Raw genomic sequence first — 12,527 nt, 5'->3', positions numbered from 1 at the left:
GCGATATACCAATTAGTGATGGAACGTTAGGCTTATTATGTCGTCGAAACCGTGGTCGCATCGCTTGCCTTCGTGGGGCAGGTATGCGACCACGTGTGTTTCTGCGCTAATATGCGCGTTGATTGGTACGTTTGCTCATCGCTGCGGTGCAGTGGATAATATTCCTTACGGATTTGCATTATCTATGCTTTTGCTATTTTTGTCTGCTTGGTGTGCAAGATCTCGTAGTGGTTGGAGTGGATTATTTATTCACGCAATAGTTTTTTCATTCGTAGCTTGGCTTATTGCTTTAGATTTTGTTGGTAGTGCAATTCTTGTACCTGTTGGTTTCACAATACCGTTACCATGGTGTTCGCAATATGTTGGATATTTTTGGCTTTTCGGCATTCTTGTTGCTCACTTAGTTTTGCTTTGTATGCCTCAGCGTTGGTTTGTTATTGAATAGTAAAATAAGTAAAGAATTTGCAATAATTTAAGCTCAATTTTGCATAAAAAGCAGTATTAAGCAGTATTTTTTACAGTAGTCTTGATTACAATATTCTTAACTGCAACAGTTTTTAAGGAATAGTCATGAATGGTAATAAGAACAGTCAGAGTGCTCGTAAATTATGCTATTTAGGACCGGAAGGTTCTTTTACTCATCATGCATCTTTAAAAGTTCAAGAACAATGTCAATCATTTGATAATTTGCGACTTATTCCAACTGCTTGCGAGAATGTTCTTAGTATTGCTAGTGAAATTGAAGAGCATCACCATTGGGGTGTTATTGCGTGGGAAAACAATATTGAAGGCGTTGTAATACCTAATTTAGATTTACTCATTGATGCAAAGAATATGGTTGGTATTGCTCGAATAGGCGTTGATATTAGTTTTGATGCTGTTGTTTGCAAATCAGATTCAATCGATAACTGCTCTACTATTGTTGCTCACCCTCACGCGTTAGCGCAATGTCGTAAGTTTTCTCAAGAGCGCGGTTTACAAGAAAAAACTGCGTCTTCAAATGCTGCTGCTTGTAGGGATTTAGTTCCTGGCGAAGTTGCTTTATGTCCTAAAATTTGTGCTGATTTATACAATAGGCAGATTGTGAGCGAAGCAGTTGAAGATTTTTCTGGCGCGCGCACTGAATTTTTAGTGTTAGCTCCTCGAGATCAGGCTTTAAATTTTGTTAATACGCAACGCGAAAATTTTTCATCTTTTTCATCAATTATTGCGTTTATTCCGCGTTCTACAGGTGCTGGAGTGTTAGCAAATTTGCTTGATGTTGTGCGAGATCATGGCCTTAATATGACTTCCTTTATGTCTAGACCAATTAAAGGGCAGGATGGTTTATACAGTTTTATTGCAACTGTTGATGCTGCTCCTTGGGATTCTACGTGTAAAGCTATGATTCAAGAGGTTGTTGAACATGGTGATTGGGTTCGAGTTTTAGCAGTGTATTCTTCTGATAAACGCAAGAATCCGGTGATGAATGATTGGATGCTACCTCATGGTGGAGTGTGCGTTGAACCTTCAGTTGATGCTTTACGTAATTTGAACGTAATGCGTGCAGAAAGAGAATTATTATGGTAGAAGATGCTGAATTTTCGCAAAAATTTTCTGTTGGCATTGTAGGTCTTGGTCTTATTGGTGGATCTCTTGCAAAACGACTTGCTAAACTGGCAAATTGCAACGTATATGCATGGAATCGTCATAATGAGCCTTATGACGAAGCTAAAAGTTTAGGAATTACTTGCGTAGAAAAAGTGCAGGATTTAGCAAAACTTCGTCCAAATGTTTTGATTTTATGCAATGCTTTAGCTGCTATGCCAAGTATTTTGCATGAAATTGCACCTTATATTGACAAATCTTGCACAACTATTAGCGATGTTGGCAGCGTAAAAACTTTAGTTCGAGAGCAAGTAAAAGACGCAGGTTTGCAAGATTGCTACGTTGGTGCGCATCCGATGGCTGGTAGTGAATTTACTGGTTGGAAAGCTTCTAGTGATGAGCTTTTAAATGGTGCTTTGTGGGCTTTAACTGTTGATGATTCTACTGAGTTTTGGCGAGTTTGCAATGTTTTGCAAATGATTGTTTCGCTATGCAAGAATCGCGCAATAGTTTTGGATGATGCAACGCACGATAATTCTGCAGCTCTTATTTCTCACATGCCTCACGTTGTTGCAACTGCTCTCGCAAATGTTTTGTGCGAACAATCTAATCGTGCTATTGCTTTACAACTATCTGCAGGTTCCTGGCGAGATATGACACGAGTTGCTCTTACTGATCCTCAACGCACTCGTGCTATGGTAAGTGAAAATCGGCATAATACTGCGAAATTATTGCGTTCCGTAATTTCTGAGCTAACTTTTGCTGCAAATATGTTAGATAATGATGTTGAAACCGCGGATGCTTTAGAGCAAGAGTTTTTTGCTAAAGCTCAATCTTGGAGAGAATATAAATACCAGCAGCGCAACTCATCTAAAACTAGTACGCAACAAAGCGACGATGCTAAGCAAAATGATGATGCAAATAGCAGATTGTGGAAGTATGATTCTCAAATCAATTGGCAGCAGGAATTACTAGAATCCGCGCGCTCAGGTGAATCCATTATTGAATTTTACGGATTTAATACCAACGAATCTTCGCAACTACTATTGCGCGCAGATAGTTCGCTAAACAACTTATAATGTGAGTTCCTCTTTGCTGTGGCGCGAGTTTTGGGGGATCTCTCTCCTCGCGCGTCCCGTCCTTCGGGCGCTCTTGCTGCTAAAAGAGTTCAGTGTGTTCGCCTTTCTTTAAAGAATGTAGCTTCTCAGTCCTCTTTTAGCGCTCGTAGAGAAATCCCCCAAACTCTGCATGCTAATTCGTTAATAACCGTGCTCATTGCAGAGATTTTTCGATTTTTCTTCTTCGCTTGGCGAATCAGCAGCCTGCGGCTCTGACGTTCGCCGCGCTCAGTGCGAAAAATCTCAAATCTCTACCACACGAATAGAAAAAATGAAGTATTACTACACACTAAGCGGTTTTTGAAATTTGCGTTCTGGGATTGGCTTTAATCGGTAAATAGTTTTGGCGTCAATGAACATTTCTTCGGCAGCTCTAGTGCCGTTTGCTGCAGGATCTCGAAGTAAATGAAGCATTACCCCGTCCCACTCGAGTACGTGCCCGATCGCATCATGGTACTCGATTTTTTGTGTTCCATCGTTATTGTTTTCTATAATTTTGTAAGTTCTTACTACTATGCGCGAGCCTGCAGGTATTTGCTTCGGTAGTGTAGTTGAATTCCGTGTTTGTGTGTTCATAACATGCTCCTTGTTGTATTATGCATGTGACTGAAGTATATGGCAAACGTTTTGTTTTAAACTTTTATGGAAGGGTGAGTTAAGCATGAGCAACAATAAATTTGTTTCTGAAAATTTCTTAGGTTTACCTTCTAAATATATGAGTTTAATAGATGATTATATTGATTATGTTCGTGCTAATAAAGGCTTGGGTGAACGCACGCAGAAAGCTTATGCCAGTGATATTTTGCAATGTTTAGCATGGTGTAATCGGCACGGATTTAATAATATTTCAGAGCTTACTACGGATGATTTGCGTTCGTGGATGGCTGATGAGTCGCGAAGTCATGCGCGTTCAAGTTTGGCTCGCAAAGTAGTTGCGGTGCGTGGTTTTTTTGCGTGGTGTCAGCATGTTGAATACATAAGCAGTAATCCTGCAGAAATTTTAATGACGCCAAAAATTAAAAACATGCTACCATCTGTTTTGGATGAACATCAAGCAGAATCATTAATGAATAATGTTGATTCTAAAGCTAATGTTTCATCTTCGTGTACCAAAAATCAGAAAGCTGTAGGACTTCGCAATGCTGCAATTCTGGAGCTTTTATATGCGACTGGTATTCGTGTTGGTGAGCTTACTAGTTTAAATATTCAGGATATTAATTTTTCCTCGCACACTATAAAAGTTACTGGTAAGGGAAATAAGCAGCGTGTTGTGCCTTTTGGGGTTCCTGCTTATAAAGCTTTATCTGCTTGGATTTCTAAAGATGGACGAGAAATTTTATTGCGGAATTCTGTTGAAGAGGCAGTATTTCTTGGTACTCGCGGAAAGCGTATCGATCAGCGTTTGGTAAGGCGGATTGTGCATGATGAGGCTAAGAGTGCGCATGTTCCGGATATTTCTCCTCATGCTTTGCGGCATAGTGCTGCTACGCATATGTTGAATGGAGGGGCAGATTTACGCGAAGTGCAGGAATTATTGGGTCATTCATCGCTTAATACTACTCAGCGTTACACTCATGTTTCTATTGAATCTTTAAAACGTAAGTATTCTCAAGCTTTTCCGCGTGCATGATATTAAATGCTTTAAGTATTCAATTATTCATATTTAACATGTTTTTTACATAATAAATATGTTAATTTACATTTTTGTAATATACATATACCTGTAAAAAACAATAAATTTTACTATATAAATAATAAAATTTTCGGTATTTATAATTAAATCTAGACTTAAATAATTAATTATTACTAATATACAATATTTTTTTCAATTTTCTTTTACTATTGCATTGTTTGTAAAAATACGTATCATTGAATTTTAATCAACGAAGAGGCCTCGTCATTGGCTTGCGAGAATCCATCTGGCAATAAAAACCGGATGGATTTTTATGTTTTAGCTGATGCTTGGCTTTTTTGTGATATGACAATCCTGCCTACCAGACGTTAGGAGAAAATATATGAAGAATAGGGCTTTGGCTTTCGCTGCTGCTGCCTGCTCGCTGGCAATGTTACTTGGTGGCTGTGGCTCTTCCGCTAAGAATGCACAAACAAACGGTGGCAAGGTTATTATTACCGTTTCAAACTCTGAGCCACAAAACGAATTAGTCCCTGGAAACATTAACGAAAATGCTGGCGCTCGTCCTGCCATGTTGGTTAATTCCACGTTGGTAACTTTCGATGAAAAGGGTAATCCTGTAAATGAGGATGCTGAAAGCATCACTCCAAATGCTGATGCTACCCAGTACACCGTGAAGGTTAAGAAAGGAAAGAAGTTCAGCGATGGCACTCCTATTACAGCCGAAAGCTTTGTGAAGGCTTGGAGCTTCGTCGCTAACGCTAAGAATGCTCAGAAGTGTGCTTCCTTCTTCCAAACCATTAAGGGTTATGCTGATTTGCAGAAGGATGGTACTAAGGGTGACGAACAGCTTTCTGGTTTGAAGGTTGTTGATGAAAATACTTTTACCGTTGATCTGGAACAGCCAGATTCTGTATTCCCAATTAAGGTTGGCTACTTGGCATTTGCTCCACTTCCGGAATCCTTCTACAAGGATCCAAAGGCTTATGGCGAAAAGCCTGTTTCTTCTGGTCCATACTTGTTCAAGTCTTGGGATCACAACAAGCAGATCGAAGTTGTAAAGAATCCTGATTACAATGGTCCGCGCAAAGCTCAGAATGATGGCGTAACTTTCAAGGTTTATACAGATGGTAACGCTGCATACCGCGATGTGCAGGCTGGAAACCTCGATATGACTGATAATATTCCAGATACCCAAACTAAGACTTTCCAGAAGGATACAACTGTTAAGGCTTACAACCGTCCAGGTTCTGTAATCCAGCAGTTCACTATTCCTTCAAGCCTCCCACACTTCGATGTAAAGACTGAAGAAGGTAAGCTTCGTCGTCAAGCTATTTCTATGGCTATAGATCGTAAGGTGATTATCGACAAGATTCTCAATGGCACTGCTTCTCCTGCAAACGAATTTACTTCTCCATTGACTCCAGGCTATAAGGCTGATCTTAAGGGTCACGAGAACGTAGAATTTAATGCAAAGAAAGCTAAGGAACTTTGGGCTAAGGCAGATAAGATTTCTAAGTATGATGGATCTCTTACTTTCTCCTACAATGCCGATGGAAATGCAAAGTCTGTGTTCGATGCTGTTGTGAATTCCCTCAAGAATAATCTCGGAATCAAGGCTGAAACCACTCCAATTCCTACATTCCAGGAATTCCGTAATGCTTGCGCTAAGCGTCAGATTAAGGGTGCATGGCGTGCAGGTTGGATGCCAGATTATCCAAGTGCAGAAAATTACTTGACTCAGGAATTTGCTTCCGTTGCAGCTGATGGCAATGGCTCCAACGAAGGTGATTATAAGAATCCAAAGTTCGACGATTTACTTAAGAAAGCTGCATCTTCTAAGCCAGAAGAGGCTATTAAGCTCTATCAGCAAGCAAACGAAATCCTTCTTGAGGATCTTCCATCTGTCCCATTGTTCTACTCGAACGCTAAGGCTGTGATGGTTCCAACTTTGAAGGGCTTCACAATGGATTGGCAGAATATGCCGCTGTACTATCAGCTTCACAAATAAGCTGGTAGCTAATTAAGAAAACAGCATAGTGTTACATACTTTTTAGAAAGTTAGTAAGTAACACTAGTTGGTTCCTCTCAATAATTTGATATCGCTTATTGCGAAATTGCTGCTCCAGCTAAACTAGTTAAATAAAACTATTGAGCTGGAGCGGCACTTTGTTGTTTTTTGAGTAAGTTTTAACAATTCAAGGAGAATTCGATGGGTAAGTACATTCTGCGTCGTATTTTGCAGATGATTCCTGTTGTTCTCGGCACAACATTATTAGTTTATGCTTTAGTATTTGCTTTGCCTGGAGATCCAGTAAAAGCAATGTTTGGAGAAAAACCTGTTAATCCTGCAGTGGCTGCACAAATACGAGCCGAGTATAACTTAGATAAACCATTTATTATTCAATATTTACTATTCTTAAAGAATGCTCTTACCCTCGATTTTGGTCATACTTTTGCAGGTCAACCAGTTATCGATGAAATTGGTCGTGCATTCCCAGTTACTGTTCAACTAGCAATTATGGCATTCGCTTTCGAAGCAATATTTGGTGTCATATTTGGCATAATTTCAGGTTTGAAGAAAGGCAAGTGGTATGACAGTGTGATCCTGGTTGTATCACTTCTTCTTATTTCTGTTCCAACATTTGTGACAGGTTTCGTAGGACAATACTTATTTGGTGTTAAATGGCGTATATTACCAGTTACAGCTAGTAACGATCCTGGATTCTTCGATTTGCTTCTTCCTGCAATGGTTCTTGGTTCTGTGTCTATGGCGTATATCATTCGACTTACAAGATCTGAAATCTCTTCAAATATTTCGCTTGATTACGTGCGTACAGCTCGTGCAAAGGGCTTAAAAGAAGGCTCTGTTATTGTTCGCCACGTTTTGCGCAACTCGCTTATACCTGTCGTCACCTTCTTAGGCCAGGATTTGGGTGCTCTTATGGGCGGTGCAATGATTTCGGAAACAATCTTCAACATTCATGGCGTTGGATTCCTCACATATCAAGGGATTCTAAAAGGAGAAGGAAACCTTGTTGTTTCCATTGTCACGCTTTTGACATTGATATTTGTATTTAGCAATTTTCTTGTTGATATGTTGTACGCGGCTCTTGATCCGCGCATTCGTTACGCGTGAGGGGAGTACACTATGGAAGATAATTTGATGAAAAATGATTTGATTGCAAATAATGCTTCAAATTGCAATATATTACCGGGGCAAGAACGCTACGTTGCACCATTAGACGATACGCCTATTCAGGAAGTGGATTCCGTAGACGAATCCGCTGCTGCAACGAGTATGTGGGCAGATACCTGGAGAACTTTGCGCAGGAATCCATTGTTTATTGTTTCTGCAGTTTTGATTATTGCAATTATTTTTGTTGCATTCTTCCCAAGCATTCTTACAAAGCACAATCCTAATTATTGCGTTTTGGAACACTCTCTTGAGCCAGCTTCAGCCGCGCATCCATTTGGTTTTGATATGCAAGGTTGCGATATTTATGCTCGAGTTGTTTATGGTACTCGTACATCGCTAAGTGTTGGTTTGCTTGCAACTATTTTGGTTGTACTTGTTGGTTCTTTGATTGGTGCGTTAGCAGGATTCTTCGGAGGCTGGGTTGATACTATTCTCAGCCGAATAACTGATATCTTCTTGGCCTTACCAATGCTTCTTGGTGCAATCGTAGTTTTACAAATGTTCCGTACATCTAAATCAATTTGGAAAATTGTGCTTGTTATGGTGCTTTTTGGATGGGTTAGCGTTGCTCGTATTGCACGAAGCGCTGTTATGGAATCAAAAAATCTTGAATTCAATACCGCATCTACTGCTTTAGGATCTACTCCAATACGTAATCTTTTCAAACACATTATCCCGAACTCTTTGGCTCCAATCATTGTTGTTGGAACAACTTCGCTTGGAACTTATATTGTGTTGGAGGCAACATTAAGCTTCCTTGGAATTGGTTTACCAAGTACTACCGTCAGCTGGGGTGGAGATATTTCTACCGCTAGAAATGTTCTTACTACGAACCCAGAAGTCTTGTTCTATCCGTCTATTGCACTCGCAATTACTGTGCTCGCCTTTATTATGATGGGTGATGCTGTAAAGGATGCATTAGATCCGAAGAGCCGTAAGGCGTGAATTTAGCGTGGAGGAATAAAACTTATGAATACAACACGTAAAGATATAGACATTCGCGCCATGCAGCTAGAGCAAGGGCCATTGTTGGAAGTAAAAAATCTCCAGGTTGATTTCACAACAGACTCAAAAAAAGCTGTTCATGCTGTTAGAGATGCTAGCTTCTGTGTTTATCCTGGTCAGTGGGTTGCAATTGTAGGTGAATCTGGTTCAGGAAAGTCCACTTCTGCAATGGCTGTTCTTGGTCTTCTTCCTGGAGCCGGTCATGTTACAGGTGGATCTATTAAGCTCAAGGGTAAAGAAATTAGCAGTTTGAAGCCAAAAGAGATTGCTGCTTTGCGAGGTACTGCAATGGGTCTAGTTCCGCAGGATCCTATGAGCAACTTGAACCCTGTGTGGCGTATTGGCGAACAAGTTAAAGAAGCATTAATCGCAAATGGTGTTGACGTTGATCACGAGAAGCGTTCTTCATTAGCTGAGGCTCTTGCAGGCGATTCTGTTCAAGTCAAAAGCAATGAGGATGAAACATTCCTTGGCTCTAAAGAATTACCAGATTTGATTGAAGTCGCTAAGAAAGCTTTGAAAGAAGTTGGGCTTGATGAGCATAATAATGCTGAAAAGTTCAATGAAGCTATTGATTACTACAAGAAAGAGTGGGTTCCAGGCTCTGAAACTCGTTGGCGCGTAGCAGACGATTTAATCAAATATGGTGTGAATGACGACAAAGCTTGGGAAATCGCCAAAAAGTATGTTGTAGGTGCAAGCGTTGAAGATCGTATTGCTGGTTTGCTTGACGAAGCTGGTTTGCCAGATGCTGCAACTCGTGCACGTCAGTTCCCACATGAGTTTTCCGGTGGTATGCGTCAGCGCGCTTTGATTGCTATTGGTTTGGCTTGCCGACCGGATTTGCTTATTGCAGATGAGCCAACTTCCGCTTTGGATGTTACTGTGCAAAAGCGTATTCTTGACCATTTGCATACACTAACTGATTCGCTCGGAACTTCTGTTCTCTTCATTACACACGATTTAGGCTTGGCTGCCTCTCGCGCGCAGCATGTTGTTGTTATGTATAAGGGTCGTGTTGTTGAATCTGGCCCATCGTTGGAAGTTTTGCAGCATCCTCAGCATCCGTATACAAAGAGACTTGTTGCTGCCGCTCCAAGCTTAGCTTCTCAGCGCATTATTTCTGTTAAAGAACACGGTGGTAACGCTGATAACTTGCTTGAGCATCACGTAGTAGGTGAGCAAACTCTTGAAAAAAGTGAGCATATTATTACTGTGGATCACTTAACTCGTGAGTTTAAGCTTCCTCGCAAGAAAGAGCTTTTTAAGGCTGTTGACGACGTTTCATTCTCTATTAAGCGTGGTACAACGTTAGCTATCGTTGGTGAATCTGGTTCAGGTAAATCTACCGTTGCGAATATGGTTTTGCGACTTCTTAAGCCAACAAGTGGAACTGTTACTTACGAAGGTAAGAATATTTCCGATTTAAAGGGTGCGGATTTGCTTGACTTCCGTCGCCATGTGCAGCCAGTTTTCCAGAATCCGTATGGTTCTTTGGATCCTATGTACTCAATTTATCGTTCAATTGAAGAACCTCTGCGTATTCATAAGATTGGTGATAAAAAGAGTCGTAAAAACCGTGTGGTAGAGCTTCTAGACATGGTTCGTATGCCTGCTTCAGTTATGACTCGATTCCCGAACGAACTTTCTGGAGGACAGCGTCAACGAATTGCAATTGCTCGTGCTATGGCTTTGGACCCAGATGTTATAGTTTGCGATGAAGCTGTATCTGCTTTGGATGTGCTTGTGCAAGATCAGGTTTTGCACTTGCTTAACGATTTGCAGGCAGAGCGTGGTTTGAGCTATTTGTTCATCACACACGATTTGGCTGTCGTTCGTCAGATTGCAGACGAAGTTGTTGTTATGCAGCATGGAAAGCTTGTTGAGCATGCAACTACAGATGAGGTATTCGATCATCCACAGATGGAATACACTCGCGATTTGCTCGATGCAATTCCAGGAGGAAATTTGGAGCTTGGTTTAGACTAAATAGTACGAGCTGATGAAAAGGTGCAGGTTTTATAGAATCTGCACCTTTTTATTTTTCTATTAATTCCGTGTTTATTGGTTGAGTAATCCATAACTTGTAATCTGTGTTGGTTGCGTGATTTATGTCCGTTGTTTAGTGATGGAGCTGTTTGTGTTGTGTACATATTAGAGTTGATTACATGATTACAATTACGACTTCGAATTTAAATGGTATTCGTGCAGCTGAGCGCAAAGGTATGCTTAACTGGTCTGACGCGCATACTCCAGACGTGTGGTGTATGCAAGAAGTGCGCGCTCCGCAGGATGCAATCGACCCAATTATGACAAAAATTGAAATGGGATATCGTGCGTCTGAAAATATCGTAAATTCTATAAAAGACGATAATTTTACTTATACAAATGAAGTTTGCCGTGTAAAAGGTCGAGCTGGAGTAGCTCTAGTTACGTCCCTTCCTGTAGTTGAAAAACGCTACGGTTTGCCTGATTTAAGTGAGGATGTTGATTCTGGTAGATGGGTTGAAACTGACGTGCGTACTCCTGACGGCTATGAAATCACTATTGCTTCTGTGTATGTTCATGCTGGAAATGTGGACGATCCGCAAAAAATGCAACAAAAATTCCGCTTTTTAGACACAATGCTTATACGTTTGGGGGAGCTTCGAAATATTGCGGCAAATGGTGGAAATCAAGCGATTTTGTGCGGTGACTTTAATATTGCGCATACTTCACTTGATATTAAAAACGCTAAGGCTAATGAAAAAAGTGCAGGATTCTTGCCAGAGGAACGTGCGTATATTGATCGCTGGATTAACGAATATGAATTTGTGGACGTTATGCGCATGCTTGCAGGAGATATTCAAGGACCATACACTTGGTGGAGCCAGCGCGGTAAAGCTTTCGACAATAACGTTGGTTGGAGATTAGACTACCAGTTCGCAACTCCTGAAATTGCGGAAAGCGCTCGCGGATTTGTGATCGATCGTGCTAAAAGCTATGATGCGCGATGGTCTGATCACGCGCCGTTAAGTATAAAGTATGACGTGTGATGCGTAAGTATTAATTTGCATAATGTGAAGTAACTAAGTAATCGCATGTGTATATGAATGTACTATATACGCAAATTTTTCAGTGCTTTGCTTGTGCTATCCTGGTGAGGTTAGGCAATTTACAATAATAAATAATAAATATATTTTTGTAGATTTGTTGTTTTAAGAAATGAGGAATAATGGGTTGGTTATTTGGCCGACATGAAGAAGAAAAATCTTCAAAAGTTGAAGACAAAATCGTAGAGGTAAAAACTGGTCCATGGGATTTCAATGATGAAGATGCTCCTGATTTTAGCGATTATCTAGATTTTGGTTCAATCTATATTCCATACTTTCAAGGCATTGAGTTGCGAGTAAAAAAGCAGCATGAAACATCGCAAGTTCTTGGTATGACAGTAACTTATGGTTCTTCAAGCGTAGAAGTTGAAGCTTTTGCTGCCCCTAAAACATCTGGTATCTGGCTAGAAGTGTGCAAAGATTTGCTTGATGGTAATAGTCAAGCGTGTACAGTACAAGGCGAATTTGGTACTGAGCTACTGTTACCTGTAAAAGTTGGAGAAAAAACCATTACAACGCGTATTGTTGGCGTTGATGGTCCTAGGTGGATGCTTCGCGGAGTATTCTCTGGACCTGCAGCAACAGAGCTTGCAGATAATAATAACGAAACAAAACAATTAGACGAATGGTTTAAGGGGATTGTTGTAAATCGTGGTGAAGAGCCGCTTGCGCCTCGCGATTTTATTCCTATGCATGATCCAATAACTAGAGAAGAAAAAGAAGCTGCTTTAAATGCAGAAAATAGCGGTAAAGATGGGGAAAATAATACGTCTGATGAAGATGCTAATAATGCACTAAAAAAAGACGATAAACCATTAGGTTACGACCAACAAGTAGAAGTAAAAACTACGCTTACACGCGGTCCAATGTTTGCTGAAATTAGATAATGCAAG

11 protein-coding genes are annotated in these 12,527 nt (G+C 40.4%); 10 read left to right on the top strand and 1 reads right to left on the bottom strand.

Annotated elements, in window-relative coordinates; genetic code table 11:
- The first annotated feature begins 37 nt into the window (after positions 1 to 37).
- The 3 genes from HXT29_RS03470 (at position 38) to HXT29_RS03460 (ending at position 2,666) form a co-directional block, all read left to right on the top strand.
- Positions 38 to 445: a hypothetical protein gene (locus tag HXT29_RS03470; protein ID WP_004573915.1), complete on the top strand. Its 408-nt coding sequence runs from the start codon at positions 38 to 40 to the stop codon at positions 443 to 445.
- Between the two features lie 125 nt (positions 446 to 570).
- Positions 571 to 1,569 (top strand): prephenate dehydratase domain-containing protein, encoded by a 999-nt coding sequence (locus tag HXT29_RS03465; protein ID WP_410295642.1) that lies wholly within the window; start codon positions 571 to 573, stop codon positions 1,567 to 1,569.
- The gene (locus tag HXT29_RS03460; RefSeq protein ID WP_410295641.1) at positions 1,563 to 2,666 is read left to right on the top strand and encodes a prephenate dehydrogenase; all 1,104 of its coding nucleotides are present in this window, start codon (positions 1,563 to 1,565) and stop codon (positions 2,664 to 2,666) included. The genes HXT29_RS03465 and HXT29_RS03460 overlap by 7 nt, the downstream gene beginning before the upstream one ends.
- 321 nt (positions 2,667 to 2,987) lie before the next feature.
- Here HXT29_RS03460 and HXT29_RS03455 read toward each other — a convergent pair whose 3' ends face one another.
- A complete protein-coding gene (locus HXT29_RS03455) occupies positions 2,988 to 3,281 on the bottom strand; it encodes a DUF6725 family protein (RefSeq protein ID WP_116442646.1) in 294 nt (97 codons plus the stop codon).
- 85 nt (positions 3,282 to 3,366) lie between these two features.
- On the opposite strand from HXT29_RS03455, the gene HXT29_RS03450 reads away from it, so the two are divergent.
- The 7 genes from HXT29_RS03450 (at position 3,367) to HXT29_RS03420 (ending at position 12,521) form a co-directional block, all read left to right on the top strand.
- Entirely contained in the window at positions 3,367 to 4,335 is a 969-nt protein-coding gene (locus HXT29_RS03450) for a tyrosine recombinase XerC (RefSeq protein ID WP_116442647.1), read from the top strand.
- 385 nt (positions 4,336 to 4,720) lie between these two features.
- Positions 4,721 to 6,349, top strand: a complete 1,629-nt coding sequence (locus tag HXT29_RS03445; RefSeq protein WP_101885958.1) for a peptide ABC transporter substrate-binding protein — start codon at positions 4,721 to 4,723, stop codon at positions 6,347 to 6,349.
- 201 nt (positions 6,350 to 6,550) lie between these two features.
- A complete protein-coding gene (locus HXT29_RS03440; protein WP_004105077.1) occupies positions 6,551 to 7,477 on the top strand; it encodes an ABC transporter permease in 927 nt (308 codons plus the stop codon).
- 12 nt (positions 7,478 to 7,489) lie between these two features.
- Positions 7,490 to 8,482, top strand: coding sequence for an ABC transporter permease (locus tag HXT29_RS03435; protein WP_004105075.1), 993 nt, complete (start codon positions 7,490 to 7,492; stop codon positions 8,480 to 8,482).
- 24 nt (positions 8,483 to 8,506) lie between these two features.
- The gene (locus HXT29_RS03430; protein ID WP_422118276.1) at positions 8,507 to 10,531 is read left to right on the top strand and encodes a dipeptide ABC transporter ATP-binding protein; all 2,025 of its coding nucleotides are present in this window, start codon (positions 8,507 to 8,509) and stop codon (positions 10,529 to 10,531) included.
- Positions 10,532 to 10,710: 179 nt separating this feature from the next.
- On the top strand, positions 10,711 to 11,577 hold the full coding sequence (locus HXT29_RS03425) for an exodeoxyribonuclease III (protein ID WP_422118275.1): 867 nt from the start codon (positions 10,711 to 10,713) through the stop codon (positions 11,575 to 11,577).
- Positions 11,578 to 11,756: 179 nt separating this feature from the next.
- On the top strand, positions 11,757 to 12,521 hold the full coding sequence (locus HXT29_RS03420) for a DUF3710 domain-containing protein (RefSeq protein WP_004105066.1): 765 nt from the start codon (positions 11,757 to 11,759) through the stop codon (positions 12,519 to 12,521).
- Positions 12,522 to 12,527: the final 6 nt, after the last annotated feature.

This window comes from Gardnerella sp. DNF00550, from assembly GCF_049262685.1.
In the GTDB taxonomy this organism is placed as follows: Bacteria; Actinomycetota; Actinomycetes; order Actinomycetales; family Bifidobacteriaceae; genus Bifidobacterium; species Bifidobacterium leopoldii.
The sequence above is the reverse complement of the archived record's forward strand: the minus strand, read 5'-3'. Positions and strand labels throughout refer to the sequence as shown.

What these genes read in the sequence shown, in the direction of transcription:
- HXT29_RS03470 (WP_004573915.1), top strand. Translation starts at nt 38, where the DNA reads ATGTCGTCGAAACCGTGGTCGCATCGCTTGCCTTCGTGGGGCAGGTAT.
- HXT29_RS03465 (WP_410295642.1), top strand. Translation starts at nt 571, where the DNA reads ATGAATGGTAATAAGAACAGTCAGAGTGCTCGTAAATTATGCTATTTA.
- HXT29_RS03460 (WP_410295641.1), top strand. Translation starts at nt 1,563, where the DNA reads ATGGTAGAAGATGCTGAATTTTCGCAAAAATTTTCTGTTGGCATTGTA.
- HXT29_RS03455 (WP_116442646.1), bottom strand. Translation starts at nt 3,281, where the DNA reads ATGAACACACAAACACGGAATTCAACTACACTACCGAAGCAAATACCT.
- HXT29_RS03450 (WP_116442647.1), top strand. Translation starts at nt 3,367, where the DNA reads ATGAGCAACAATAAATTTGTTTCTGAAAATTTCTTAGGTTTACCTTCT.
- HXT29_RS03445 (WP_101885958.1), top strand. Translation starts at nt 4,721, where the DNA reads ATGAAGAATAGGGCTTTGGCTTTCGCTGCTGCTGCCTGCTCGCTGGCA.
- HXT29_RS03440 (WP_004105077.1), top strand. Translation starts at nt 6,551, where the DNA reads ATGGGTAAGTACATTCTGCGTCGTATTTTGCAGATGATTCCTGTTGTT.
- HXT29_RS03435 (WP_004105075.1), top strand. Translation starts at nt 7,490, where the DNA reads ATGGAAGATAATTTGATGAAAAATGATTTGATTGCAAATAATGCTTCA.
- HXT29_RS03430 (WP_422118276.1), top strand. Translation starts at nt 8,507, where the DNA reads ATGAATACAACACGTAAAGATATAGACATTCGCGCCATGCAGCTAGAG.
- HXT29_RS03425 (WP_422118275.1), top strand. Translation starts at nt 10,711, where the DNA reads ATGATTACAATTACGACTTCGAATTTAAATGGTATTCGTGCAGCTGAG.
- HXT29_RS03420 (WP_004105066.1), top strand. Translation starts at nt 11,757, where the DNA reads ATGGGTTGGTTATTTGGCCGACATGAAGAAGAAAAATCTTCAAAAGTT.